This is a genomic window from Paractinoplanes abujensis, assembly GCF_014204895.1.
Lineage (GTDB): Bacteria > Actinomycetota > Actinomycetes > Mycobacteriales > Micromonosporaceae > Actinoplanes > Actinoplanes abujensis.
This window is the reverse complement of record NZ_JACHMF010000001.1, coordinates 86,895-113,129: the sequence shown is the minus strand read 5'-3', so window position 1 is coordinate 113,129 and position 26,235 is coordinate 86,895. Positions and strand designations below refer to the sequence as shown.

General features: G+C 70.0%; 23 protein-coding genes. 17 read left to right on the top strand and 6 right to left on the bottom strand.

Annotated features, from left to right (window positions below; translation table 11 throughout):
* Positions 1-30: 30 nt before the first annotated feature.
* The 7 genes from BKA14_RS00490 to BKA14_RS00460 all read left to right on the top strand — a co-directional run bounded on the left by BKA14_RS00490 (position 31) and on the right by BKA14_RS00460 (position 6,104).
* Positions 31-1,524 carry an AMP-binding protein gene (locus tag BKA14_RS00490; protein WP_184948985.1) on the top strand — a complete coding sequence of 498 codons (1,494 nt, stop codon included), beginning with the start codon at positions 31-33 and terminating at the stop codon, positions 1,522-1,524.
* 90 nt (positions 1,525-1,614) lie between these two features.
* On the top strand, positions 1,615-2,544 hold the full coding sequence (locus BKA14_RS00485; protein ID WP_184948984.1) for an ABC transporter ATP-binding protein: 930 nt from the start codon (positions 1,615-1,617) through the stop codon (positions 2,542-2,544).
* A gap of 24 nt (positions 2,545-2,568) precedes the next feature.
* Entirely contained in the window at positions 2,569-3,357 is a 789-nt protein-coding gene (locus tag BKA14_RS00480; protein WP_184948983.1) for an ABC transporter permease, read from the top strand.
* A gap of 25 nt (positions 3,358-3,382) precedes the next feature.
* Positions 3,383-4,636, top strand: a complete 1,254-nt coding sequence (locus tag BKA14_RS00475; RefSeq protein ID WP_239093674.1) for a sensor histidine kinase — start codon at positions 3,383-3,385, stop codon at positions 4,634-4,636.
* Positions 4,637-4,725: 89 nt separating this feature from the next.
* A complete protein-coding gene (locus tag BKA14_RS00470; RefSeq protein ID WP_184948981.1) occupies positions 4,726-5,043 on the top strand; it encodes a hypothetical protein in 318 nt (105 codons plus the stop codon).
* Positions 5,040-5,864 carry a class II aldolase/adducin family protein gene (locus BKA14_RS00465; RefSeq protein WP_184948980.1) on the top strand — a complete coding sequence of 275 codons (825 nt, stop codon included), beginning with the start codon at positions 5,040-5,042 and terminating at the stop codon, positions 5,862-5,864. Before BKA14_RS00470 ends, BKA14_RS00465 begins: the two co-directional genes overlap by 4 nt.
* A gap of 12 nt (positions 5,865-5,876) precedes the next feature.
* Positions 5,877-6,104 (top strand): DUF5988 family protein, encoded by a 228-nt coding sequence (locus tag BKA14_RS00460; RefSeq protein ID WP_184948979.1) that lies wholly within the window; start codon positions 5,877-5,879, stop codon positions 6,102-6,104.
* A gap of 38 nt (positions 6,105-6,142) precedes the next feature.
* Here BKA14_RS00460 and BKA14_RS00455 read toward each other — a convergent pair whose 3' ends face one another.
* Positions 6,143-6,766: a TetR/AcrR family transcriptional regulator gene (locus BKA14_RS00455; RefSeq protein ID WP_184948978.1), complete on the bottom strand. Its 624-nt coding sequence runs from the start codon at positions 6,764-6,766 to the stop codon at positions 6,143-6,145.
* A gap of 106 nt (positions 6,767-6,872) precedes the next feature.
* On the opposite strand from BKA14_RS00455, the gene BKA14_RS00450 reads away from it, so the two are divergent.
* Together BKA14_RS00450 and BKA14_RS00445 are read left to right on the top strand one after the other, a co-directional pair.
* Positions 6,873-7,652: an SDR family NAD(P)-dependent oxidoreductase gene (locus BKA14_RS00450; RefSeq protein WP_184948977.1), complete on the top strand. Its 780-nt coding sequence runs from the start codon at positions 6,873-6,875 to the stop codon at positions 7,650-7,652.
* Positions 7,649-8,074, top strand: coding sequence for a nitroreductase/quinone reductase family protein (locus tag BKA14_RS00445; RefSeq protein WP_184948976.1), 426 nt, complete (start codon positions 7,649-7,651; stop codon positions 8,072-8,074). Before BKA14_RS00450 ends, BKA14_RS00445 begins: the two co-directional genes overlap by 4 nt.
* A gap of 45 nt (positions 8,075-8,119) precedes the next feature.
* On the opposite strand, the gene BKA14_RS00440 is transcribed toward BKA14_RS00445, so the two are convergent.
* A complete protein-coding gene (locus tag BKA14_RS00440; protein ID WP_184948975.1) occupies positions 8,120-9,547 on the bottom strand; it encodes a glycoside hydrolase family 10 protein in 1,428 nt (475 codons plus the stop codon).
* 65 nt (positions 9,548-9,612) lie between these two features.
* A complete protein-coding gene (locus BKA14_RS00435) occupies positions 9,613-11,250 on the bottom strand; it encodes a cellulose binding domain-containing protein (protein ID WP_184948974.1) in 1,638 nt (545 codons plus the stop codon).
* A gap of 361 nt (positions 11,251-11,611) precedes the next feature.
* Between BKA14_RS00435 and BKA14_RS00430 the strand changes: the two genes are divergently transcribed.
* The 3 genes from BKA14_RS00430 (at position 11,612) to BKA14_RS00420 (ending at position 15,167) form a co-directional block, all read left to right on the top strand.
* Entirely contained in the window at positions 11,612-13,384 is a 1,773-nt protein-coding gene (locus BKA14_RS00430; RefSeq protein WP_239093677.1) for an FAD-dependent oxidoreductase, read from the top strand.
* Positions 13,385-13,586: 202 nt separating this feature from the next.
* The gene (locus tag BKA14_RS00425) at positions 13,587-14,105 is read left to right on the top strand and encodes an RNA polymerase sigma factor (RefSeq protein WP_184948973.1); all 519 of its coding nucleotides are present in this window, start codon (positions 13,587-13,589) and stop codon (positions 14,103-14,105) included.
* Between the two features lie 9 nt (positions 14,106-14,114).
* Positions 14,115-15,167 carry a CU044_5270 family protein gene (locus tag BKA14_RS00420; RefSeq protein WP_184948972.1) on the top strand — a complete coding sequence of 351 codons (1,053 nt, stop codon included), beginning with the start codon at positions 14,115-14,117 and terminating at the stop codon, positions 15,165-15,167.
* Positions 15,168-15,261: 94 nt separating this feature from the next.
* On the opposite strand, the gene BKA14_RS00415 is transcribed toward BKA14_RS00420, so the two are convergent.
* The 3 genes from BKA14_RS00415 to BKA14_RS00405 all read right to left on the bottom strand — a co-directional run bounded on the left by BKA14_RS00415 (position 15,262) and on the right by BKA14_RS00405 (position 20,625).
* Entirely contained in the window at positions 15,262-16,161 is a 900-nt protein-coding gene (locus BKA14_RS00415; protein WP_184948971.1) for a hypothetical protein, read from the bottom strand.
* Between the two features lie 85 nt (positions 16,162-16,246).
* Positions 16,247-17,626 (bottom strand): M20/M25/M40 family metallo-hydrolase, encoded by a 1,380-nt coding sequence (locus BKA14_RS00410; RefSeq protein ID WP_239093679.1) that lies wholly within the window; start codon positions 17,624-17,626, stop codon positions 16,247-16,249.
* 146 nt (positions 17,627-17,772) lie between these two features.
* On the bottom strand, positions 17,773-20,625 hold the full coding sequence (locus tag BKA14_RS00405; protein WP_184948970.1) for a chemotaxis protein CheB: 2,853 nt from the start codon (positions 20,623-20,625) through the stop codon (positions 17,773-17,775).
* A gap of 73 nt (positions 20,626-20,698) precedes the next feature.
* On the opposite strand from BKA14_RS00405, the gene BKA14_RS00400 reads away from it, so the two are divergent.
* The 5 genes from BKA14_RS00400 to BKA14_RS00380 all read left to right on the top strand — a co-directional run bounded on the left by BKA14_RS00400 (position 20,699) and on the right by BKA14_RS00380 (position 26,016).
* Positions 20,699-22,654, top strand: a complete 1,956-nt coding sequence (locus tag BKA14_RS00400) for a SpoIIE family protein phosphatase (protein ID WP_184948969.1) — start codon at positions 20,699-20,701, stop codon at positions 22,652-22,654.
* A gap of 740 nt (positions 22,655-23,394) precedes the next feature.
* Positions 23,395-24,135 carry a GAF domain-containing protein gene (locus tag BKA14_RS00395; protein ID WP_184948968.1) on the top strand — a complete coding sequence of 247 codons (741 nt, stop codon included), beginning with the start codon at positions 23,395-23,397 and terminating at the stop codon, positions 24,133-24,135.
* Between the two features lie 118 nt (positions 24,136-24,253).
* Positions 24,254-24,424 carry a hypothetical protein gene (locus BKA14_RS00390; RefSeq protein ID WP_184948967.1) on the top strand — a complete coding sequence of 57 codons (171 nt, stop codon included), beginning with the start codon at positions 24,254-24,256 and terminating at the stop codon, positions 24,422-24,424.
* A gap of 172 nt (positions 24,425-24,596) precedes the next feature.
* The gene (locus tag BKA14_RS00385) at positions 24,597-24,932 is read left to right on the top strand and encodes a hypothetical protein (RefSeq protein WP_184948966.1); all 336 of its coding nucleotides are present in this window, start codon (positions 24,597-24,599) and stop codon (positions 24,930-24,932) included.
* Positions 24,933-24,975: 43 nt separating this feature from the next.
* Positions 24,976-26,016 (top strand): SDR family oxidoreductase, encoded by a 1,041-nt coding sequence (locus BKA14_RS00380; RefSeq protein ID WP_184948965.1) that lies wholly within the window; start codon positions 24,976-24,978, stop codon positions 26,014-26,016.
* The last annotated feature ends 219 nt before the right edge of the window (positions 26,017-26,235 follow it).

Below are 26,235 nucleotides of genomic sequence, written 5' to 3'. Positions count from 1 at the left end.
CTAGTCACCCCATTCATCGCGGAGGCCGGAATGACCGAGACACCCATCGCCGCACCCGGCCTGCACGAGCGGTTCCTCCGCGGCCTCGCCCGGTCGCCGCACCGGACCGCGCTGTGTGCGGACGGCGAGAGCCTGACGTACGAGGCGCTGCACGCGCTGGCCCTGCGCCGGGCCGGTGCGCTGGCCGCCGACGGCTCACCGGTGGTCGCCGTCCTGGCCGACAAGGGCGTGACCGCGTACGCCGGGATCCTGGCCGCCCTCTACGCCGGGGCGACGGTGGTGCCGTTGAACCCCCGCTTCCCCGCCGAACGTACCCGGTCGATGCTGAGCGCCGCCGGGGCCGGGGCGGTCGTCGCCGACGACACCGGCCGGGCGGCCCTGGCGCGGACCGAGCTGGACCTGCCGGTGCTGCCGGAAGGCGCCCCCCTGAACGCGCCGGCCGTGGTCCGCCCCTCCGATGTGGCCTACGTGCTGTTCACCTCCGGCTCGACCGGTCGCCCCAAAGGGGTTCCGGTGACCCACGCCGCCAACCAGCACTACTTCGGCCTGCTCGACGCGCGCTACGACTTCGCCCCGGACGACGTGTTCTCGCAGTATTTCGGGCTGAGCTTCGACTGCGCGATGTTCGAGCTGTTCTGCGCGTGGGGACACGGCGCGGCCGTCCATCCCGTTCCGCCGGCGGCGCACCGGGACCTGCCCGCGTTCGTCGCCGAGCGGCGGATGACGGTGTGGTTCTCGGTGCCCAGCGGCATCGCGCTCACCCGGCAGATGGGCGGCCTGCCGCCGGGCTCGATGCCGTCGCTGCGGTGGAGCTTCTTCGCCGGCGAGGCGCTGCTCTGCGCGGACGCCGCGGACTGGCAGGCCGCCGCACCCCGGTCGCAGGTCGAGAACCTCTACGGGCCGACCGAGCTGACCATCACCGTCTCCGGGCACCGCTGGTCGCCGGGCACGTCGGCGGCCCTGGCGGTCAACGGCGTGGTGCCGATCGGACGGATCCACGCCGGCCACGAGATCTTCCTCGACAGCGGCCGCGACGCGCAGGGCACCTCGGCCCGCGAAGGCGAACTGTGCGTCAGCGGACCCCAGCTGACCCCCGGCTACCTGGACCCGGAAGACGACGCCGGGCGCTTCTTCGAGCGGGACGGCCGCCGCTGGTACCGCACCGGTGACCGCGTACGGCTCCTCGACGACGGCGAGCTGCTCTACCTCGGCCGGATCGACTCCCAGGTACAGATCCAAGGCTTTCGCGTCGAACTGGCCGAGGTGGACCACGCCGTCCGGCAGTGCCCTGGAGTGACCAACGCGGCGACCGTGACCCGCCCGGCCCCGAGCGGTGGGCTGGAACTGCTCGTCTACTACACCGGTGACCGGGTGCACCCGGCCGTGCTGCGCCGCGAACTGTCCACGAGGCTGCCCGAGGCGATGCTGCCGAAGGCGTACCGGCATCTGCCCGAGTTCCCGCTGAACGCGAACCGCAAGATCGACCGCCGCAAACTGGCCGGCGAGGCCGCCCGGAACGGGTGAGGGGTCGTACCGCGATCATCCGATTGATTGATTTTGCGTCGAGCGCGATGGGCGATGTGGGACGGGTGGTACGAACGGGAAGCTTTTCCCATGACCACAACGAGAACACCCCGGACCACCCGCGGGCCGGTCATCGAAGTCAGCGAGCTCCGCAAAGCGTACGGCGGTCGGACCGTGGTCGACGGCGTCTCCTTCAGCGTCGAGGAGGGTGAAGTCTTCGGGATCCTCGGCCCGAACGGCGCCGGCAAGACCACCACCGTCGAGTGCATCGAAGGCCTGCGGGTGCCCGACTCCGGCCAGATCCGCGTAGCCGGGCTCGACCCGGTCGCCGATCACACCGAAGTCACTCACGTGCTGGGCGTTCAGCTGCAGGAGAGTGCCCTGCAGGCCAAGCTCACCGTGCGCGAGGCGCTGGAGCTGTACTCCTCCTTCTACACCCGTCCGCTCGACTGGCGGCCGCTGGCCGAGCGGCTCGGCCTGACGGCCAAGCTCACCACCCGGTTCGGCAAGCTGTCCGGCGGGCAGAAGCAGCGGCTCTTCATCGCGCTCGCGCTGATCGGCTCGCCGCGCGTCGTGGTGCTCGACGAGCTGACCACCGGGCTCGACCCGCGCGCCCGGCGTGACACCTGGTCGCTGATCGAAGACGTCCGTGACAGCGGCGTAGCCGTCCTCCTGGTCACCCACTTCATGGAGGAGGCGCAGCGGCTCTGCAACCGGATCGCCCTGGTCGACAAGGGGAAGATCAGCGCGCTGGACACCCCGGCCGGACTGATCGGCAAGTCGTCGACATCCACGGTCATCTCCTTCACGCCGTCGCAGCCGATCGACCAGGAGATCCTGGCCGCGCTGCCCGGGTTGGCGACGATCGAACGCCAGGACGCCCGGATCACGCTGCGCGGCACCGAGGAAACCGTCAACGCGGTCATCTCGCTGCTCGCCCAGGCCCACATCCTGACCCACCAGTTCCGGGTCACCGACGCCACGTTGGACGACGCCTTCCTCGATCTGACCAAGGCGTGACGACCACCCCGACTGGAGAATGACATGTCTGACCAGGTGACCACCATCGCGCCGCCCGCCCCGCCCGGCGGCCCCTCGGCCCGCTCCGCCGTCCTGCGCTCGGAGATCCGGCTGTACGGCCGGGACATCTCCAACGTGCTGCTGTCGATCGTCTTCCCGCCGCTACTGCTGGTGATCCTCGGTCTGGTGCCGTCGTTCCGCGAGGTCAACCCGGACCTCGACGGCCTGCGGGTCATCGACTTGTACGTGCCGGTGGTGGTGCTGATCTCGCTCATCACGGCGGCACTGCTGATCTTCCCACCGATCCTGACCAGCTACCGCGAGCTCGGCATCCTGCGGCGCATGTCGACCACCCCGGTCCGGCCGTCCACCCTGCTGTTCACGCAGATGTGGCTGAACGGCGTGATGGCGCTGGTCACCGCGGTGCTCTGCCTGATCGTGGGCTGGCTCGTGTTCGACGTGGCCCTGCCCCGCCAAGTCTTCGGCTACGTGCTGGCGCTGCTGCTGGCCGGGGCGGCCAGTCTCGCCATCGGCGCCCTGGTCGCCGCCGTGGCCAAGGCCGCCCGGCACGCCACCGGCATCGGCGTGGCGGTGTACTTCCCGGCACTGTTCTGCACCGGCCTGTGGATCCCGGTCCGGGCCATGCCGGAATCACTGGGCAACGTGGTCGAGTTCACCCCGTTCGGGGCCGCGGCCAACGCGCTCGGCCAGGCCGCGGCGGGCGACTGGCCCGACTGGAAGTTCCTGGCTGTGCTGGCCGTGTGGGCCGTGGTCACCTCGGCCGCCGCCATCCGCTGGTTCCGATGGGAGTAACAGGACGGTGATGCAGACTGAGGGCGTGACGAACCCAGGCACCAAGCTCGACCGCCGGTGGGAGCTCGCCCTCAGGTGGCACCCCTACTACCTGCTGGCCACCAGCGTCCTGCTGGCGTCGTCACAACTCGACCTGACCCCCGGTACGGACCAGCGCCTGATCACCGTCGCGGTGATCGTCGCGGCCGTCGTCCTGCAACTGTGGTGGGACCGGGCCCGTCGCTTCCGGACAGGCCCGGACACCGCCTCGGCCACCTACTTCGCGCTCCGCTGGCTGATCAGTGCGGTGCTCACCGCGCTGAACCCGTTCTTCGCGTTCTATGTGGCCACCGGCTACATAGACAACACCGTGCTGCTCCGCGGCCGGCGCTGGCAGGCGGCCGGCACCTTCGCGCACTCACTGCCGATGGCGGCCGCGCAAGCCGGCGGGCTGCCCTTCTCCGACACCGGCCAGTGGATCATCTTCTTCGGGTTGCTGCTGGCCAACAACGTGCTGCTGACGATGATCGCCCACTTCGTCCAGAACGAGGAGGAGCGCTCCGAGGCCCGGGCCGCCACCATCGCCGAACTGGAACGGGCCAACACCGCCCTGGAAGCGGCGATCGAGGAGAACGCCAGCCTGCACGCCCAACTGTTGCTGCAGGCCCGCGAGGCGGGTGTGCTCGAGGAACGCCGGCGATTGGCGGCGGAGATCCACGACACCATCGCCCAGGGCCTGACCGGCATCATCACCCAGCTGCAGGCGGTGATCGGCACGAGTGACCCGGTCGCGGCGCGGGAACACCACGACCGTGCCGCCGAACTGGCCCGGCACAGCCTCGGCGAGGCCCGCCGGTCGGTGCACAACCTGGCCCCGCTGAGCCTGGCCCACGACACCCTTCCGCAGGCCCTGCGCAGCACGGTCGTCCAATGGGCCGAACGCCACCACACCCGGGCCGAGTTCACCCTCACCGGCACGGTGCTGGACCTGCCCGACGAGACCGCCGCCGCCATCCTGCGGATCACCCAGGAAGCGTTGGCGAACGCGGCCAAACACGCCGGCGCGTCCCGGGTCGGAGTCACCCTGAGCTACATGAACGACGAAGTCACCCTCGACATCCGCGACGACGGCTCGGGTTTCGACCCGCAACGGCTGCCCCGGCGCGACTGGACCGGCGGCTTCGGGCTGGAAGGAATGCGGACGCGGGCCGAGCAGAACTCCGGCAGCCTCACCGTCGAATCCGAGCCCGGCTACGGCACGGCTGTCTCCGCCCGGCTGCCGGTGCGCCGGCAAGAGTAGGGCGAGTAGGGGGTGCCCCACCCGGTACCCCGGCGCGACGATCTCAGTCAATGCGGAACGGTCGTCGGCCCGACAAGGAGCAGCCTGCCATGGGACACCACTTCTCACTGATCCTGCACAGGGAAATCACCGAGCAGGAATGCGTCACCCTCAAGGAGAAGAGCGTCGCGAACATCTCCTTCGCCGGCGACGCCCTCCCCACCGATGCCGCCGTCTCCGTCACCCGGGTCACCTTCGACGACGACGTCACGCCGACTCTCGCCGAGGCCATCGAGGCGGGTTTCGAGGCGGTCAAGAACATCCCCGACATCTCCATCCCCGGTCTGAGCGTGCCGGCCCAGCCCCCGGCGGCTGAAGCCGACACCGACGAGGTGCCCGCCGAGGTCACCGAGGCGTCGCGCTCATGAGCCCGCGCCGCGAAGAACTCACCATCGACGGCCTCAAGCCCATCCCGGACGAGGTCCTGGTGGCCAACTACTCGCCGGAGATGCCGTCCGGGTACGAGGATCCCGCCGAGGAGCGCCGCTACCGCAAGGAACGACTCGTCGGCGCCCTGCGCCTGTTCGCCGAATACGGCTTCGACGAAGGCGTGGCCGGCCACATCAGCGCCCGCGACCCGGAGTTCCCGCACCTGTTCTGGGTCAACCCCTTCCTCATCCCGTTCGCCCACGTCAAGGTCAGCGACCTCTCGCTGGTGGACGAGGACGGCAACGTGCTGAAGGGCAAATATCCGATCGCCCGGGCCGCCTTCGTCATCCACGCCTGCATCCACAAGCACCGCCCGGATGTCGTCGGGGCGGCGCACGCGCACTCCATCTACGGCAAGGCGCTCTCCGCGACCGACCAGTTCATCGAGCCGCTCACGCAGGACGCCGCGGTCTTCTACAACGACCAGGCGTCGTTCGACGACTACACCGGCGTCGTGGTCGACCTCGACGAGGGCAACCGGCTGGCCACCACCCTGGGCGACAAGAAAGCCATCATCCTGCGCAACCACGGCCACCTCACGGTGGGCAAGTCCGTCGACTCCGCCGCCTACTGGTACATCACCATGGAGCGGTCCGCACAAGCCCAGCTCGCCGCGAAAGCGGCCGGCGAGGTGCACGAGATCAGCCCCGAGTACGCCAAGTTCACGTATGACCAGACGGGAATGGACGAAGCCGGTTGGTTCCAGTTCCAGCCGCTGTACGAGCGCATCGTGCGCGCCCAGCCCGACCTGCTCGACTGAGGAGGAGTACGCATGAGTATCTCCGAAGCCCGGCCCGAGTCAGAAGCCACCATCGCGGCGCTCATCGGCGGCCCCGAGTCATTGCCCGAACAGCAGCGCCGGGCCGTCGTCACCCCCGGACAGCTCAAGGTCAAGGTCCCCCACTACGGCGGCTACGAACACTTCGAACGCGACGACTCGCTGGCGGACGACCTCGGCGTCGCCTTCCGCTGGACCGGCCGGACCCGCGTCGCAGAGTAGCCAGAGTCTCCAGGGCGGCGCCCGCCGAAGGCGCCGCCCTACGCCACCGGCTTTCCGTGGTGGTCGTAACGCGCCACCATGGTGCGGACTGCGTCGTCCACCACCGTGACCACCTGTTCCGGGGTCACTGCCCATCCCGGGACCACCAGCCTCGGCCAGAACAGGTAGTTGGAGATCATCCCGAGGAACTGCGTGGCCGCCATTTGCGGGTCCGTGATGTCCGCCGTCCCCGCGTCGTGCTCGGCCACGAGGTAGGTCTGAACTTTCTCGAAGTACGGCAGCTTGCCCTCGGCGAAGTGCGTCTTCGCCAGCTCCGGGAAGCGGGGCAACTCGGCGATGACGATGCGGAACAGGTCCGCCATCCCCGGCCGGCCCAACAGCGCCGCATAGCGCTGTCCGAGCGTCGTCAAGCCGGCTGACAGGTCCCCCACGGACGGCACCTCGGAGTCATCACTGTCGGCCCAGGAGTCGATGACGATGGCGTCGAACAAGGCTGCCTTCGTCGGGAACTGTTTGAACAAGGTCGCTTTCGAGACGCCGGCTTCCTCGGCGATGCGCGCCAGTGACGCCCGGTCGTAGCCCAGCTCGAGGAACAGCTGCGTGGCGGCCTGCACGATGAGCCCGCGCTTCTGCTGGGCCACCCGCTGGTGGTAGGTCGTCATGCTGTCATCATAGTGAGGTGAGTGGGTTGACTCACCATAGCCGCTGACGTACCGTCCTCATGGTGAGTCGACCGACTCACCATGTGCTTCGCGGCCGGAGGACAGCATGTCCCGCTTCACTACTCAAACCGTCCTCGTCACCGGCGGTACCGGTGGGCAAGGAGCCAGCCACGTCCGCGCCTTCCACGCCGAGGGCGCCAACGTCGTCATCGGTGACATCGACGCCGAGCGCGGTGCTGCCCTCGCCGGCGAACTGGGCGACAAGGCGCTTTTCGTACGCCTCGACGTGGCCGACGAGAAGTCGTGGGCCGCAGCCGTCGCGGCGACCGAAGAAGCTTTCGGCGCGCTCACCGTGCTGGTCAACAACGCCGGAGTGCAGAACCCGCCGGCCCTCATCGAGTCGACCGACCGAGCCACGTGGGCCCGCATCCTCGACATCAACCTCACCGGCACGTTCCTCGGCATCAAGACCGCCGCACCGGCGCTGCGCCGAGCGGGCGGCGGGGCGATCGTCAACATCGCCTCCACCATGGGCACCGGCGGCACCGCCTTCTATGCGCCCTACGTCGCCAGCAAGTGGGCGGTCCGGGGGCTCACCCAGACCGCCGCCCTGGAACTGGGTCGCGACAACATCCGCGTCAACACCATCCACCCCGGTGTCGTCGCCACCGCTTTCATCACCGAACCCGCGGCCGGCGCCGACGCCCCGATCGCCGACTTCTACGACCCGGAGCCGTTCGCCGTCCCGCGGCTCGGGCAACCCGCCGACATCACAGCGACGCTGTTGTTCCTGGCCTCGCCCCACGCGGCCTTCATCACCGGCGCCGAGCACATCGTCGACGGCGGACTGCTCCTCGGCCCCGCCCTGAAGAACGAGGCCGCATGAGTTCGCTTTCCCACCTCCCGCCGGAGATCAGACGGGCCATCGAGATCACACCCGCGGCCGGCACCCGCGAACGGATCGTCGACATCACCACCACCGGGCGGCGTACCGGGCGACCACGCCGCATCGAGATCTTCTTCTACCGGGCTCGTAGCGCCACCTACCTCTGCAGCGGCGCGGGCGGCGGCCCCACCGGCTGGAACGCGAATCTCCGCGCGAACCCCGCCTTCACCTTCCACTTGAAGAACGGCATCAAGGCCGACCTGCCGGCGCACGCCACCACCGTCACCGACCCGGCCGAACGCGCGGCGGTCCTCGCCGCCATCGTCGACGACCTCAACCAGCCCCACGATCCCGGCACCATCCGGCCGACAAGCCTGGCGGACTGGGCGGACAGCAGGCTGATGCGCGTCCACTTCGACTGAGGTCGCACGGTGTCGCCGGCGCGTCTTATCACCCAGGCCGGCCGGTCAGGGACTGGTGCAGGAGATGCTTCCGGGCGCCGTGCCGCTGCTTCCGCCGGCCACGAACCCGAAACTGGTCGAGGCGCCGGCCCCCAGAGCCCCGTTGTACGCGGCGTTGCGGACGGTGACCGTGCCGCTGGTGCCGGTGTTGACGCCGTTCCAGACGTTGACCAGGCTCTGCCCGCCAGCCAGCGTCAGGCTCACGGTCCAGCCGCTGAGCGGGGCGGAGCCGTTGTTGGCTACCGTCACCTCGCCCTGGAAGCCACCGTCCCAGCTGCTGGTGGTGCGGTAGGTCGCGGTGCAGGCCCCCGGTTGCGGGGTGACCGGCGGCGTGCTCGGCGGCGGGCTGGTGGGTGTGCTCGGCGGCGTGGTGGTGCCGGGCACCGTGGTGGAGGCGGCGTTCAGGGCATTGAGGACGGCCGAGTATGCGGCCTTCGGATTACTGTTGCGGTCGAACAGCAGCGGGTTCTCGCTGCCCCGCCAGGAATCGCTGTCCCGGATGCCCCAGGTGGTGATGCCGACGCACCGCGGGACGTTCATGCAGGCCTGGGTGAGCCCCTGGTACTGACTGGCCGACGCATTGGTGACGTCGGCCTCGGTCAGGGCCACGTCCACGCCCAGCGCGGCGAAGCTCGACAGGGTCGTCTGGAAGTTGCCCGGCAGTGAGCTGCCGCCGGTGAAGTGGGTTTGCAGGCCCACGCAGTCGATCGGCACGCCCCGGGACTTGAAGTCGCGGATCATGTTGTAGACGCCCTGCGTCTTGGCGTACGTCCAGTTCTCGATGTTGTAGTCGTTGTAGCAGAGCTTGACCGACGGGTCGGCGGCGCGGGCGGCCCGGAAGGCCGCCTCGATCCAATCGTTGCCGGTGGCCTGCAGGTTGGAGTTGCGCCGGCTGCCGTTCTCGGCGAAGGCCTCGTTGACCACGTCCCAGTAGGCCAGTTTGCCCTTGTAGTGGGCCATCACACCGTTGATGTGGTCGATCATGGCCTGGCGCAGGGCGCTGCCGCTGAGACTGCTCCAGAACCGGGGTTGCTGCGCGTGCCAGGCCAGCGTGTGCCCGCGCAACCGCATGCCGTGCTGAACAGCCCAGTTGTAGATCGCGTCGCCCGCGGCGAAGCTGAACTGGCCGCGGCTGGGCTCGGTCGCGTCCGGCTTCATCTCGTTGACGGCCGTCATCATGTCGAACTCGCGGTTCGCAATCGTGAGGAAGCCCTGGTCGTTGAGGCGGTCCCGGCCCATGGCGGCGCCGAAATACCGGCCGCTCCGCTCGGCCGCCGCCTTCAGCGTCGTCCCGGGTGGGCCGGGGAGATCGGCGTGCGCGAGGGTGGCCACGGCGGCCGACGCCACCACGGTCACCACGGCGAGCGCGCCACCGGCCAACAGCCGGGCGGTCCCGCGGGTGCGGCGTCGAGGGTGGACGGGCACTTCGTTCATCTGTCAGCTTTCCTTTTCGAGGTGTGGTTGCCTCTGCCGGGCTCGGCCTCCGGGCGGCGCGGCGATCAGGCCACTGAGCAGTTGGCGCCGTTCAAGGTGAACGCGGTCGGGGCGGCGGCGTTGCCGGTGTGGCCGGCCTGGAAACCGATCGTCAGGGACGCGTTCGGTGCGAGATCGCCGTTGTAGGAGACGTTCCTGGCCGTCAGGTGACCCGAGCTGGGCGAGTAGGTGGCGTTCCAGCCGGAGGTGATGGTCTGGCCGCTCGGCAGCGTGAAGGCCAGCGACCAGCCGCTGATGGCCGTCGTACCGGTGTTGGTGATGGTGAGGTTGCTGGTCAGGCCGGTGTTCCAGGCGGTGACCGTGTCACTGACCCGGCAGCTGCCGGCGGGCGGCGGTGGCGTGGACGGGCCGGGCGTCGGCGGCTCGGACGTCGGCGGAGGCGACGTCGGCGTGCCGGCCTTGCTCACCCGGTAGACGACGGTGCCGTGGGACGGAACACTGGCCGAGATGGCACCGGTGGTGGTGCCGGTGGCGTTGCTCCAGACGTCGCGCAGCGTGAACGAGCTGCCCGGCAACCCGATCGCCGCGGCCGTGGTGCTGATCGTGGTGGCGCTGCCGCTCTGGTTGAACAACGCCACCGCGACGTCCCCGTTGGCCAGTTTCTTGGCCAGCACCCGCCGGGACCCGTCGTTGGACACCTGGGTCGCCTGCACCGCCAGGCTGTCCTGGTTGATCGCGATCAAGTTCGCGTTCTTGAGGATCGTCTGCGTCGCCGAGGACATCGACCGGATGTCGTTGCCCGCAATCAACGGCGAGGCCATCATCGCCCACAACGCGAAATGACTACGCTGCTCCGTGTCGGTCAGCCCGGTCCGGCCGACCTCCATCATGTCCGGGTCGTTGAACGCTCCCGGCCGGGCGTTGCCGGCCAGCGGCACAGTGATGTCGACGATGTTCCGGATGCCCATCGGATATCCATTGGTCTTCCCGGTGTCCCACTTGTTGGTGATGTCCTCCGTGGTGCGCCACAGGTTGGCCACATCGCCCCAGTTCCGCTGCGGACCCGTGCAGCAGTGGAAACTGTTCGGATTGATGCTGTACACGATCGGCCGGCCGGTCGCCGCCAACGCATCGCGCATCTTCGCGAACGTGGCCACCTGATCGTTGATCGTGCCGCTGCCCGAGCAGTAGTCGTACTTGAGGTAGTCCACCCCCCACGCGGCGAACTGCCGGGCGTCCTGCGCCTCGTGACCCTGACTGCCGGTCGACCCCGGATAACCACCCGTGCCCTGGGCGCACGTTTTGGTGCCCGGCACCTCGTACAGGCCGAACTTCAGCCCCTTGCCGTGCAAGTAGTCCCCCAGCGATTTCATCCCGCTCGGGAACCGCGACGGATCACCCTGCAAATTACCGGACGAATCCCGATTCGGATTGAACCAGCAGTCGTCCACCACGACGTACTTGTATCCGAGATCACTCAGGCCGGACGAAACAATGGCGTCCGCCATCTGCCGGATCAATGTCTCATTGATATTGCATCCGAACGTGTTCCAGCTGTTCCACCCCATCGGCGGCGTCCGCGCGACGCCGTTCTCCAGCGCCTGCGCAGGGGGCGCGGACAGGGCGAAGACAGCCACGGCGGCGACCAGGGAGCCGATCGCCGAGCCGGCGGCCCAAAACCGGCGACGGGTCCGAGAAGTCATGGGGTTTTCCTCCGTGTGAGAAGCAGGATTCCGCGCGCGTACGGGGTGGACGGAGCACATACGTACGCTCGGCTTCGGATCAGCCTCCGGGAGCGCTCCCATCGAGACACGTAAATATTGCCAAAAGATTTCCGGCATATCAAACCGTCGATTGAGGCCGCACGCGCGTAACACATTTTCGGCGAGCAGAATTGCCGCCATGTGGACGGCCCGCCTCCGGACGTGCCTCTGACGGCGCTCGCGGCAGCCCCGCGCCTGACGACGAACTTCATGAAAATTTGTACGAACTATCGGCGACGGGTTCGCGATCGAGCGCTAGTGTCACGTCCACTAGTCGGCGGGCTGACCGAAAGGTGTCGTCGTGACACAGGACTCTCCTCAGGTGGTAACCGATGTCCTCGTCGTCGGATCGGGCCCGGCCGGAGCGGCCACGGCGCTGTTCCTGGCCACTTACGGCACCCGGACCCTGCTGATCACCAAGTACGGCGCCCTGTCGGACACGCCGCGCGCGCACATCACCAACCAGCGGACCATGGAGACGTTGCGCGACATGGGCCTCGAGGACCAGCTGATGCGCGAGGCCACGCCCTGGGAGAACATGGGCAACACCACGTACTGCACAAGTTTGGCCGGCGAGGAGCTCGGCCGGGTGTCCTCATGGGGCACCGACACCGTCCGGCACGCCGACTACCTGCTGCAGAGCCCGTGCACCATGCTCGACGCCCCCCAGACCATCACCGAACCCGTGATGATGCGGGCTGCTCAGGCCCGTGGGGCCAAGGTCCGATTCGACAGTGAATACCTCTCCCACGTCCAGGACGCCGACGGCGTGACCACCACGGTCCGCGACCGGCTGACCGGCGGCGAATACACCGTCCGCTCGAAGTACTTGGTCGGTGCGGACGGCGCCCGCAGTAAGGTGGCCGCCGACCTCGGCCTGCCGTTCGAAGGCCCCGGCGCGGTCGGCGGCGCGCTGGGCATCATCTTCGAGGCCGACCTGAGCCGCTTCGTCGCCCACCGGCCGTCGGTCCTGTACTGGATGGTGCAGCCCGGTGCCGAGAAGGAGGGAGTCGGGCTCGGCGTCCTCCGGATGATCAAGCCGTGGACCGAGTGGATGCTGATGTGGGGCTACGAGGCCGCTGCCGGTCCGCCCCAGTTCACCGACGAGTTCGTCCGTGAGCTGGCGGTCAAGCTGGTCGGCACCGACGATTTCACCATGCGGGTGACGTCGACCTCGCCGTGGACCGTGAACCATCACTACGCCACCACGATCGCCGCCGGCCGGGTGTTCTGTGCCGGTGACGCGGTGCACCGGCACCCGCCGACCAACGGGCTGGGCTCCAACACCTCGATCCAGGACGCGTACAACCTGGCCTGGAAGCTGCACCACGTGGTCCAAGGCCGGGCCGAACCGGCGCTGCTCGACTCCTACGACGCCGAACGGGCACCGGTCGCCCGTCAGATCGTCGAACGGGCCAACCAGAGCATCGCCGATACCGGCCGCATCCTGACCGCGCTCGGCGTCGAGGACACCACCGACGGGGATGTGCTGGAGCGGCAGCTGGCCAAGCGCAAAGAGCCCGGCGCGGAAGGCGCGAAGCTCCGGCAGGCTTTGCGTGAGGCCATCGCCTACAAGTCGTACGAGTTCAACGCGCACGGCGTCGAACACAACCACCGGTACGCCTCGGCTGCGGTCGTCAAGGACGGCACCCCGATGCCGGAGTTCACCCGCGACCACGAGCTGTACGCTCAGCCGACCACCTGGCCGGGGGCCAAGCTGCCGCACACCTGGGTGACCCGCGCGGGCCACCGGGTGTCCACGCTGGATCTGGGTGGGCACGGGGCGTTCAGCGTGTGGACCGGCGTCGGTGGCCAGGCGTGGATCGACGCGGCGGCCGCACTCACCACGGAGACCGGTCTGCCCATCACCGTCGTCTCGATCGGGCCCGGCCAGGAGCTCGAGGACCCGTACGGAACGTGGGCCGAACTGTCGGAGATCGCCGACGACGGGGTCCTGCTGGTGCGGCCCGACCTCTATGTCGCAGCCCGGCACGCAGCCGGCCCACCGTCGGCGGCCGAGGCCGACCGCTGGCTCCGATCGGTCGTGGCCCAGGTCCTCGGCAAGACCGCCTGATCCACCACCGCGGCCTCGCTGGCGACGGCAGCATCGGCCGGTCCGTTTACCTCGCCGATTCGTCGGCCTCGGTACAACACAACCTCAAGACGCGGTCGCGCCCCACGAGCCCGGCCGAGCATCGATCTTTGCTGCCGATGTAATCCGCGGCACCCGCGCCGACAAGTACCCGCTGTCCAAGTGAGCTACTTGCGGAGGTGCCATGCAAGATCCCGAGGCACGGGTAACGGAACTCTTCCGGCGACATGCCGACGACATCCACGCGTACGCCTCGTGGCGGGTCGGCCGCCAGGACGCCCCAGACGTGGTGGGCGAGGTCTTCCTCGTCGCATGGCGGTCGCTCGACCGGATCCGTACGGGTGAGGAGCGGGCGTGGCTTTTCGGCGTCGCCCGCAAGGTGGTGCTGTCCCGGCACCGGCAGAGCGCCGCGTCGACGGCGGTCGAGGGTCGGATCGCCCGGGAGCCGGTCGGCGGCGGCCGGCTCGACGACGACGTCGCCCTGCGCGATCACGTACACCGGGCGCTGGCGGCACTGCGCGAGGCGGATCGCGAGGTGCTGATCACCGGGATCTGGTTCGACCTGAGCCCGGCTGAGGCCGCCAAAGTGCTGGGCATCTCACGGCCCACCTATCTGGTGCGCCTGCACCGCGCCCGCAATCGGTTCCGGGCGGCCTACGAATCGACCGCGCCCAAGCCCACCCGCAACCCGTTGGCAGTGTGAGGAGAACCCATGAACATCGACGAAATGGTCCGGGCGGCGCGCCCCGAGCCCCCCGCCGGATGGGCGCAGAGCAGCGGCGGCCAGCGCGTCCTGGACGACGTACTGAAGAACCGCCGCGTGGCGACGGTACGGTCGCGCCCCGCCACTCGCCGGCTGGTGCTGACCGGCCTGGCCCCGGCGGCCGCGGCCGCGGTGGCCGGCGTGCTGGTCCTCGGCCAGTCCGGTCCGCCGGCGCCCTCCCCGACCGGCCCGGACGGGGCCGCGCCGAAGACTGCCCGCGACCTCCTCCTGGTCGCCGCCGAGCGGTCCGCCGCCGCCGACGACGGGCGGTACTGGCTGGTCGTCCGGGAACACGGCGAGCTCCGTCAGCTCGGTCCCGCGAAACGGCCGTACCACATGCTGCTCCGTCTCCAGGACGAGCAGTGGCAGGCGACCCGGGCCGCCGACACCAGCCAGGTGTTCTTCCAGCGGCTCGCCGCCACCCCGGTCACCGCCGCGGACCGGGCCGCCTGGCAGGCCGACGGCTCCCCCACCCGGTGGACCGACGGGGGTGTGGCCGTCGAAGGCGCGGCCGGCCCGCGGACGCGCCGCGACATCGACCACCCGAACCGGAGCCGGACCTATCCGCTCGGCGGCACGTCACTGACCGCCGCGCAGCTCGAGGCTTTGCCGACCGATCCGGCGGCGCTGCGCAGGTGGCTGCTGAAGCTCTTCAAGGACGTCGGCATGGCCGAGCAGACCGACTACGCGCTCTTCTGGAGCGGGCGGCACCTCGCCTTCGACCTACCGGTCCCGCCCGGGGTGCGGGCCGCCGCGTACCGGATGCTCGCCGACGTCAAGGGTGTCACCCTGCTCGGTCCGGCCACCGACCGGCGGGGCCGCCCCGGCCTGGCGGTCGCCTGCACGCGCACCGGCGACAACGGCAAGGCCGGCCAGACCTCGCTGATCATCGACCCCCGCACCGGCCAGGCGCTGGCCGAGGAGGACCGGACGGCCGGCGAACTGACCCGCTACACGATCCTGCTGCGGACCGGCTACACCGACGAGGCACCGGTGCGGTAACCCGGAGTTGCGGGCCCCGTCGTGGGTTCCGGCGAGCCAAAGGTTCTTGCTCGCCATGGCATGCGCACTTCCGAGCCGGCGCACCGGAAACTCCTCAGCTGTCCGGCTGACGGGTTGCGGTGCCCGGATCGGTGCTCTGCTCGAGGGCCGTCCACCACTCCTCCAGCTCATCGACCCGGCTCTGGAGTGCGGCGTTCGCCGCCCGGGCCGTCGCCAGTTCCTCGGTCAGGGCACCGATCGGCCCGGAGGCGGTCAGGGCGTCGAGCCAACCCGCGACCAGCCGATCCTCAGCGGCGACCCGGCGGAGCGCGGAAGCGACCACCTCCGGTGACAACTCAGCCACGAACTCTCTCGGGAGCGTGAGCAGGCGAGCGACCTCGCCGAGGCTCCGCGCGGCGCTCATCTGGCGCCGAAGGCGCTCGGCGGACGGCACCGCCGGCTCGGCCGGTGTCGCAGCCGCGACCGGCTTGGCGGGAGAAGGAGCGGGCTTCGACACAGGCGCGGGCGTAGGTGCCGGCTCCGGGTCAGGCTCGGCCTCCGACGGGAGTTCGGGAAGGTCGTCTCCCACCCAGGTGTAGGCCAGAGTGTCGCCCTTCTGCCGTCGGACGACATTTGGCCACTTGGGCAGAACCGCCAGCGCGCGGGGCCCGTGCCGGGCCCAGGTCTCGTTCCGGAGACCGAGCTCGGCCAGACGCTCCCGGATCTCTCGCACCTTCAGCGGGACCGACGACTCGGCCAACAGGTGAAGAACCACCGCGAGGGGCTCTTGGGCGAAGACGGCGTGGAACAACCGGGAGTCGGACAGAGCCAGGAAACGCAGCGAACCCCTCGTCGCGACGTGAACGCCGGCGCCCCGTGGGACAAGCTCTTCCTCACCGGTGTCATCCCACTTGACCTGATAGTTCGTCCCGTCATCCGCGAGGATCGATCCGGCTCGGGTTCGGCGCACGCCGAACGAATCGGACACCCGGACAAGACCCTGATCTGCGCTCACGAATGCGACTGTAATGGTTGTCGTCCCGGCCGGGGCGCCGGCCGGAGCCAGCCCGTCCCCGGTGCTTCCTGGACGCGCCACAGGGTCACGCTGACGGAAGCCGGTCCCAGAACGCCGCCAGGGTCGCGGCACCGGCGAGCAGCACGTCGATCGAGACCCGTTCGTTGCTGTCGTGCCAGTGGTCCTCCGGCAGACCGGTGCCGAAGTACACCACCGGCGCGCCGACCCTCTCTGTGAGCCATACCGCCGGGCCACCGCCGGCGTTGCCCATCCGGCCCGCGGCACGCCCGAAGCCTTCCTGCATGGCCTCCGCCAGAACGGCGACCGCGGGCAGATCGTCAGGTGTGCGGTAGGGGTCCTGCGCGGTCTCCGGGGACACGGTGAGCCGGTGGTCGAACCGCTCACTGACGGTGCCGGCAACCCACTGCCGCAGTTGTTCCGCGATCTCGGCCCCGGTCTGATCGCAGACGTACCGGATGCTCAGATCCGCCGTGGCCAGCGACGGCACCGCCGCCCGCGACGGCCCGATCGGGTCACCGCTGATCATGCTGGTCACCTCGATCGCGGGACGCGTCCACAGCCGTTCCAGCACCGTGTACCCGGCCTCGCCGCCCACGCTGCGGGTCCGGGACCGCTCCAGCCAGTCGGCGTCGCTGTACGGCAACGCGGCCAGCTCGTCGCGGAACCGCTGCGACGGCTCGACCACACTGTCGTAGAAACCGGGCACGGCGATCCGGCCCTTGTCGTCGTGCAGCTGAGCGAGCAGCCGGCTCATCTCGAGCACCGGATTGGGTGCCGGCCCGGACACCGCCCCGCTGTGCACGTCCTGCAGGGGCCCCAGGATCTCCAGCTTCGCCAGCATCGTGCCGCGCATGCTGACGCACACCGCCGGATGATCGGCCCGCCACAGCAGTGTGTCCGAGAAGACGATCAGATCGGCGCCGACCCGCTCACGGTTGTCCTCCAGCAACTGCCGCAGGTGCGCCGAACCAGTCTCCTCCTCACCCTCCACCAGCACCTTGATATTCACAGCGGGATCGGCGCGGCCGGTAGCAGCCAGATGCGCCCGCACACCCCACACGTGCGCGAGAGCCTGGCCCTTGGCGTCCGACGCGCCACGCCCGTACAGGTATCCGTCACGGACCTTCGGGTCGAACGGCGCGGTCTCGTCCCACTCCTCGTCCTTCGCGGCACGTACGTCATGGTGGCTGTAGATCAGCACCGTGGGGGCATCCGGCGCGGCGCACCACTCGGCGTACACCGCAGGGCCGTCCTCGGTGTCCCACACCTCCACCGACGGAAAGCCCGTCTCACGCAACGCAGCCGCCAGCCAATTCGCCGACCGCTGCAGATCGACCAGATGCTCCGGCACTCCGGCGACCGACGGAATCCGGATCCACTCCGCCAGTTCGGCAACCACGGCATCCCGATGTTCCGCCAAGAAATCCCGCACAGTCGTGGTCACTGGTGATCCCCCATCCGCCCGCCTGGGCCACTGCGCCTACAGGCCACGATCGTCTGCCGTCCGCGCCCGGCTACCCCCCGACGAGAGCCCTTATGCATGCCCAGGTCGATCACATGGCGCGTCAGCCGATGGCGCGGATCCCAGGCTCACGATGAGGTGCCTCGCCCGGGGTCCGCGCGCAGCCTGGCCAGGGCGAGCTGGGCCTCCACTCGTGCGATCAGTTCCCGCGCGGTGAACGGCTTGACGATGTAGTCGTGCGCGCCGGCCGCCAGCCCGGCGACGGTCGAGCCCGGATCGGCCAGCGCGGTCAGCAAGATCACCGGCGTCGCGCGGTGCCGGGGGTCCGTACGGATCCGGGCAAGCAGGGCCAGCCCGTCCAGCTCGGGCATCATCACGTCGCTGAGCACGAGGTCGAAGCCCCGCTCGACGAGCGCGTCCAGCGCCTGCCGGCCGTCGGCGACCGCGGTCACCTCGTAGCGGTCGGAGAGGAGCCGCCGCACGTAGTCGCGCATGTCCGGGTTGTCGTCGACCAGCAACACCGTGGGTTTACGGCCGGGCAGTCCGGGTGCGGGCGGCGCGGCATCCTGGATGCCCGCCGGCAGGTCGTGCCCGTTGAGCCACAGCTCCGCCTCCTCCGCGAAGGCGCGCCGATGCTCGTTTCGGGCTTCCGGGTGATCGTCGGTGGTCGGGTCGGCCGGCCGCCGCTGGTTCAGCGGCAACCAGACGGTGAACCGACTGCCCACCCCGAGTGTGCTCCGCACCCGGACCGTGCCGCGATGCAGGCGGGCGAGCTGCTGCACCAGCGCCAACCCGAGCCCCGACCCTTCATGGCTGCGGGCTCGTGCCCCGCGGACCCGGTGGAAGCGGGTGAACAGCAGCGGCAGCTGGTCGTCGGCGATGCCGATGCCGGTGTCGGCGACCTCGAGCTCGACGTGATTCGGAAGTGGTCGCAGAGCGACGGTGATCGACCCGGTGAAGGTGTGCTTGAGCGCGTTGGAGATCAGGTTGAGGACGATGCGTTCCCACATCTCCGGGTCGACGGTTACCGTCCGCGGAAGCGGAGGACAGTCCACCACCAGCTCCAGTCCGGCCTTCTCGACCGCGGACCGGAACACCCCGGCAAGGTCGGTGGTGAGTGCGGCCAGGTCGACGTCCTCCAGCCGCAGCCGCCGGCGGCCCTGTTCGAGCTGCGCGAACTCCAGGAGGGTGTTGACGAGCCTGAGCAGGCGCAGCGCGTTGCGGTGCGCAACCCGGACCGCGGTGTGCACCTCGTCGGGCCGCAGGTCCGCGACCGGGGTGTCGAGCAGCTGCTCGAGCGGGCCGAGGGTCAAGGTCAACGGAGTGCGGAATTCGTGACTGACGCCGGCGAAGAACTCGGTCTTGTCCCGGTCCAACGCCGTGAGTGCGGCGATCCGCTCGCGGGCCTCCTGACGACGCCGGGCAGCGGTCAGGGACGCGCCCACCTGCTCGGCGACGAGCTCGAAGAACGATCGGTACGCCACGGCGAGCGGGATCCGGGCGCTGGCCCCGAGAACGACCACGGCCGCGGTGGAGCCGTCCGAGTGCCGGCCGGCCGGCAGCACGAGCGCCTTGGTGGGCTGTTCCGGATAGGGCCCGCACACGAGGCCGCGAAACCCGTCAGGCAGCCCGTCCACCACGCGGGGCTCGGCCCGCCGCACCACAGCGGAGATCGGCCATGCCGTCGCCTCGGACACCGACATCCGGCGCGGGGCGGCGACACTGCCCGGCTCCAGGCCGACTGCCGCCGCCAGGTGCAGCTCGGCACCGACGCGGTCCACCAGGTACAGCAGCGCGAACGGCACGTCCTCGGGGTCGTCGGCCAGCACCGCCGCGACCCGGTCGCACACCGCCGACTCCGCGTCCCCGTCGTCGAGACCGCCGGTCGCCAGCCGGTGCAGCACGCGCAGCCGTCGGCCGGCCTGCACCTGGTGCGTGGTGTCGACGACGGTGGCCAGCAGACCGACGATCTCCGATCCTTCGTAGAGGGGGCTGTAGCTGAAGGTGAAGAACGCCTCCTCCAGCTCGCCGTCGCGCATGTAGGGAGTGGGCTGGTCACGCTGGAGCAGGCCGCGCCCGGTGTCGCGGATCCGCTGGAACAGGGGGTCGTTCAGGTGTGCGGTCTCGGGGAAAGCTGACGCTGCAGAGCGGCCCAGCACCGTCGGGTGCTTGCCGCCGATGATGTCGCGGTAGGCGTCGTTGTAGAGCAGCACGAGGTCACGGCCCCACAACACGCACATGGCCAGGTCGCTGCCGAGTGCCATGGCCAGCGTCGAACGCAGCACCGGCGACCAGCGCTCGACCGGGCCCAGGGCCGAGCGCGCCCAGTCGGTCGCCGCCATCAGTGCGCCCATCTCGCCGCCCGCGGCGAACACCGCCTCGGCGGCCAGGAGCTCGGGAAGCGGCAGGGACCGGCCCAGCCCGATCACCCGGTCGAGCATTCCGGGAATCTCCGCGAGGGGCAGGACGAGGTCGGCGAGACCGGCCCGGACGACTGAACCCGGCATACCGCTCGCCGTCGCGGTCTCCTCGTCCTCGGCAACCACGGTGCCACCTGCGTCGCGCACCACCCGGGCCCCCGCGGTGCCGTCGCTGCCGGCCCCGGTGAGCACGACCGCCAGCAGATGGTGACCCAACGCGTCTGCGGCCGAGGAGAAAAGCTCATCAACCAGCCCGAGCGACGACCCGCCCTCGTGCCTGCGGACGGTGAAGGTGCCGTCCGGTTCCCACCGCACCAGTGACCGCGGCGGGCACAGGTGCACCACGTTCGGCTCGACCGGCCCGCCGTCCGTGGCCCACCTCACTGGCAGGCGAGACGTCCGGCCGAGCACCTTCTCGAGACGGGACACCGACGGGCCGATGTGGTGCGCGACGACGATCGGCACGCCGATCAGACGCTGCACACGCCCGAGCACCAACTGCAAGGCCTCGATCCCGCCGAGCGACGAGCCGACGACGACTCCCTGGTACCTACCCGCCATGCGCATCAGTCTGGACCACGCCCGCGGCCGCGCCGAACGCGCCGGCACCGACGGCTCGATCTACCCTCGGTGAATGGCCAATGACAACGGCGTTCCAGCCCGAACCTGGGACGAGCTCGTCCGGCAGGTGGGCGAGCCGAAGGACGTACTGGAGAGCCTCGACGAGCTGCCGCTGTTCTTCGCCGCTTGTGAAGGACCGGACCTGATCGTCGTGGCGACCAATGCCGCGTCCCGCGCTGCCTACGGGAAGCCGGAACCGGTCGGTAAACCGGTGGCGGATTTCGCCTTCACCATGGTCGGGCAGGAACTGCTGGAGAACTACTACCGGGTCTTCGCCGAGGGCAAGCCGTTCAACGCGTCCGCGTGGCGGTTGAACATCGACCCGTCCGATCCCGATTCGGAGATCTTCATCAACCTGGTCGTCAACCCCTGGCGCTATCCTGACGGCCGGATGCGAGGCATCATCACCTGGGGCTCCGACGTCACCGAGGAAGTCCTCGCCCAGCGCACCGCCGAGGCCAGGGCCGCCGGTGCCGAGCAGCGACTCGCCCGGGCCGAGCAGATCGTGCTGGACCTGCAGCGCAACCTGCTTCCCGATGCGCTGCCCGTGTTACCGCAAGCGCGGCTGGCCGCACAGTACGTTGTCGCGAGCACCGAACTGCAAGCCGGCGGGGACTGGTTCGACGCCGTCGCGGTCGGCTCGGGCAAGGTCGCGCTGGTCGTCGGCGACGTCGTCGGTCACGGCGCGGCCGCAGCGGCCGCGATGGCTCAGCTGCGAACCATCCTGCGCGAAGCTCTGCAATCCGGCCAAGGGCTCGCCGACGCGGTCGACCGGCTCGACCGGTTCGCCGCCACCGCCGCCTCCACCCGGGCCGCAACGGTCTGCGTCGCCGTGCTGGACCCCGCCGACGGCACTCTGACCTGGACCGCCCGGGCGCACCCCCCACCACTGATCTGCACCGCCGACCAGAGCGTCCGATACCTGCACGACGGTCACGGCGACCCCCTCGGCGTCGGCGGCTCGCCCACCATCGTCGCGACCACCACGCTCAGCCTCGGTGAAGTCCTGCTGCTCTACACCGACGGCTTGATCGAACGCCCCGGCGAGACCCTCGACGACGGACTCGCCCGGCTCGCCCGGGTGACCGCCGCCGCGGCCGGCACCCACGGGCGAACTGTCCCCACATCGCTACCGGACCGGCTGTGCAGCCTCACCGTGGAACGCATCACCCGCACCTCGTACACCGACGACGTCACCGTCCTGGCCGCGCACCGCCTACCCACTCCCACACCGCCGCTCGACTTCGACGTCCCGGCCCGGCCTGACGAACTACCCGGGCTCCGCGACGCCGTCGGCTCGTGGCTCGACGCGCTCGGCGGCCGGCCCGACGACCGCATGGCGCTCACCCTGGCCGCCTACGAAGCCGCCGCCAACGCCGTCGACCACGCGTACGACGAACTGATCGGCGACCGCCGTGACCCGGGCCGGATACGTCTTCACGTCACTCTGGACAACGACGGCCGCGTCACCGCCCAGGTCAGCGACGACGGCCACTGGCGAGCCCCGGGTGGCGGCGGTGGCGGCCGGGGCCTGGCCCTGATCCGCGCCTGCACCGATGACATGCAGCTCGACCGGCGCGACACCGGCACCACCGTCACCCTGCACCGCAGGATCGTGCACCCCACCGTGGTCGGGCGCACGGACACCACCCCACCCGGGCCCGGCCCCGCGCCGCACTCGTTCGACATCGCGATCACCCGCCGGGAACCGACGGTGCTCAGCGTCCGAGGGCCCATCGATGCCACCACCGTCCACCTTCTCCGCACCGCCGTCACCACGCAGGCAACCCAGAACGGCGTCCTCGATCTGACCGACGTCACCTTCCTCGCCAGCGCCGGAGTGCAGCTCCTGCACGAGCTGGCCGCCCGCGACGGCCTGCGCCTGGTCGCGCCGGCCACTAGCACCGCCCACCGAACACTGAGCCTTGTCGCACTTGAATCGCTGGTCATCGGCTCGGCTGACGGCTGACGTAACTGAGGATCATGGGTTCGGTCGGGTGGCGCGCGGAGCCGGTCGAGGATTTCGGCGAGGTCGGGTGTCACCTGGTAGGAGGCCACTCGCTTGTCGTTTCGAGTTGCCGGGCCACGCCAATGCTTGCGGCGGTTCCAGCCGCGTTCCACTTGGTCGCGGTGCTGGTAGCCCGCGGTGGTCCCCGACTGACCGGCCGTATCCGGTGGCTGCAGTGGAGCGCAGGGACAGCTCTCGCCGTAAATAGAGGACGCGCGGGCCGACGCGCCAAGACCCATGCGGGTGCGGGCTCGGGCCGCCGCCGCGGCGATACGCCGCCGGCGGGAGTCGGCACCCCGCCCGAGAGGTGAAGAGCAGCGGCCAGCGGTGGAGCGGCCCCCCATGCTGGGCCACCGGGCCCGACATACGCGGCAGCCCGGCGCGCTGAGCGCCGGGCTGCCGGGAGCAGAGGCCGGTGTGCAGGTCGTCTGAGCACACCGGCCCTCGATACAACGAGACGGCACTACCAGGCAACCGCATCGACGTCGGGTCGCCCGCCACCGAACAAGCTTCACCGCTGATTCCGCACACGCTGCCCACCCCTCGTACTGCCGCACCCGCCTCCCGCCGCCAGCGGCTACCCACCGGAAGAACCGCCGAACGGGTCGAAATCTGGATCCCGCGCACCGTCGATCGGCCGCTTAGGTTCTCCCCTACCGGGTATGCGCGGTCACGGTCCGTCGAGCAGGAGATGGGGATCAATGTCGACGTCGCCGCACCCGCAACGGATGTCACCCGGGCGCCACGGCCCGCTGGCCGAAGCCATCATCACCCTGGCGGAGACACCGGACCACGCTGCGGACATCGAGCAGCGCCTGACCGAGGTGGCCGCCCTGGCCGTCGACCGGGTCACCGCCGCCGACTACGCGTCGATCACGACGCTGCACGGGCGCGAATACACTACCCTCGCGGCCAGCAGCGACGTCGCCCTGGCCGTTGACGAGGCGCAGTTCGCCGACGGTGCCGGCCCCTGCCTCCAAGCGCTGACAACCGGCGAACCGGTCGGGGTGCCCGACATCGCGGCCACGATGGACTGGCCCGGCTTCCACCAGGTGGCGCCCGCTCTCGGCCTGCGGGCCTCGATCTCGATCCCGCTGTACAGCGGGCGGGGCACGACGATCGCCGTGCTGAACCTCTGCGGCCGCGACGATGCCACTATGAAGCCGCTGATCGCCGGGGTGGCGGAACTGTATGCCACTAGTCGTGGGCTTGGCCTGGAGGCCGGCAGCCCACCGGTGTCCGATGCCGGAGCCGAGGAGCTGCTGGCCGGATACGCCGGTGCCCTGGCCGTCCGGGCCACCATCCAGTTCGCCCTCGACATCCTGGCCGGCAGCGAAGCCGGCCGCACCGACGACGCCTACACCGAACTGTGCGCGCGAGCCGTCGAGAACGGAACGTCGCTGAGCGTCGCGGCGGCCCTCGTTCTCAAACGGTTCCTGTAACCGTGCGCGCACCGGGCGCTCGGCCAACCCGCCCGCAAGCATGGACCGTTCCCGGACGGGTATGCGCGGCGGACCGACCGGACGCCACCGTCCGATCGACGAGCGGAAGAACAGGGACATGAGCGTGAACCCGGAAGCTCTCGGCGATCCGCCGCAAGACGCCGATGAGTACCTGCAGGAAGCAAACGCCGATGACCCCCGGTCCGATCCGGGGCCGCCGGCCCGGGAGCCGGCCGGTCAGGAAGACGCCGATCAGACGCAGCGGCCAGCCGGGCCCGACCCTTTGTAGCCCGGGAAGCGCATCTCCGCTTTGCTGTCCGACAGAGCGCGTTCAGCAAGACGGCGCGCCCGGCCCGGGCAACCCCGCCCGCGAAAGCCACAGCGACCCGGCCGATCGGACCAGCGGACCGAGACGGCGAACCGGCACACATCAACAGCCGATGTCGGGGTAGGCGGGTGCCATGACGGAGTCTGAAGAAGTAATTCTGGTGGGCGGCCCGCACGACGGGGACGTCATCGACGGGGTGGACCGCGCCTTGGTGGAACTGGAGATCGACGGTCTCGTCCACCGCTACATCCGCACGGCCGCCACCCGCGAGTCCGGCGGCCAGACCTGGACGGTCTACAACTACGACGGTTCCGTGCGCCCGGTGATGGCCAGCGACGCTCACACGAAGCAGGAACACCAGGACACGCCGGATTCGTCAGCGCGGACCGGCGGAGTCCCCGGGCCGGCGGCCGATGCGGACGCCGACCCGTCGCGGAACATCGCGGCACCTGATCAGCGAACGCCCTGACCGATCGGCTCAGCGAAATCTTCGCTGACAGAGAGGCGTACCAATGCCCAGACCGATATCCGAACAAGTAGTAGTCATCACCGGCGCCTCGACCGGGATCGGCCGGGCCACCGCCTTCGCGTTCGCCGAGCGGGGAGCGAAGGTGGCCTGCGCCGCGCGCAATCAGGAAGCGCTCGACGTGCTGGCCGCGCAGATCCACCTCAAAGGCGGCACGGCAATCGCCGTGCCGACCGACGTCAGCGACCCGGTGGCGGTACGCGCCCTGGCCGATACCGCGGAACAGCACTTCGGCCGTCTCGACACGTGGGTGAACAACGCAGCGGTCAGCGTGTGGGGCCGCGTCGAGGACATCACCGACGCCGAGTTCGACCGCGTCATGCGCGTCAACTTCCTCGGCCAGGTGCATGGCGTACACGCCGCTATGCCGGCCCTGCGGCGCTCCGGCGGCGGGACGATCATCGGCGTCGCCTCCGTGGAGGGGGTACGGGCGGTTCCGCTGCACGGCCCGTACACGGCGAGCAAGTTCGCCCTGCGCGCGTTCTACGACTGTTTGCGGATGGAGATGGCGCAGGAGGGTACGCCGATCGCGGTCACGACTGTTCTGCCGGCGTCGATCGACACACCGTTCTTCGAGCACGCTCGCAGCAAGCTGGGCGCCATGGTCAAACCCCCACCCCCGGTGTACGCCCCGGAGCTCGTCGCCGACACCATCGTGTACGCGGCGACGCACCCGCGGCGGGAGATCCCGGTCGGCGGGGCGGCGGTGGGATTCCTCCTCGGGCAGCGCCTGTCGCCCGCCCTGACCGACGCACTGATGTCGATCCGCCGCCTCGGCGTGGAAACCCAGCGCACGAGCCGCCCGGACAACGGCACCGACAACGTGGACAACCCCATCGACGGCCCCGGTCAGGTACACGGCAGCTACCCCGGCCGGGTGCTGCGGCACAGTATGTTCACCCGCCTCCTGGGCCGGCGCACGCGCCCCGGCGAAGTGGTGACTTCCGTGCTGCGAAACCTGCGGCGAACACCTGACGAGTCTTCGCGCATCGAGCCAGTCACCGCGGCCCGGCAGACGGCAACCTGATCCGGACGGCTCCCACCGGCACCGTTCGCCCGCCGTACCAATGCCAAGTTTGTCAGCCTGGCGCCAGGGAAGCCACGACGCTCACCGGGACTGTCAAGAAGGCAGCGTCCCCGCCGCCGTATCGCAGCTTCGTGCTCGTCAATCGGTCCGGCTTGCGCAGCCCTCCGGACGCGTGGTTGTCCGCGGGCTGGGGTGCCCGGGCCAAAGATCAAAAGGGAC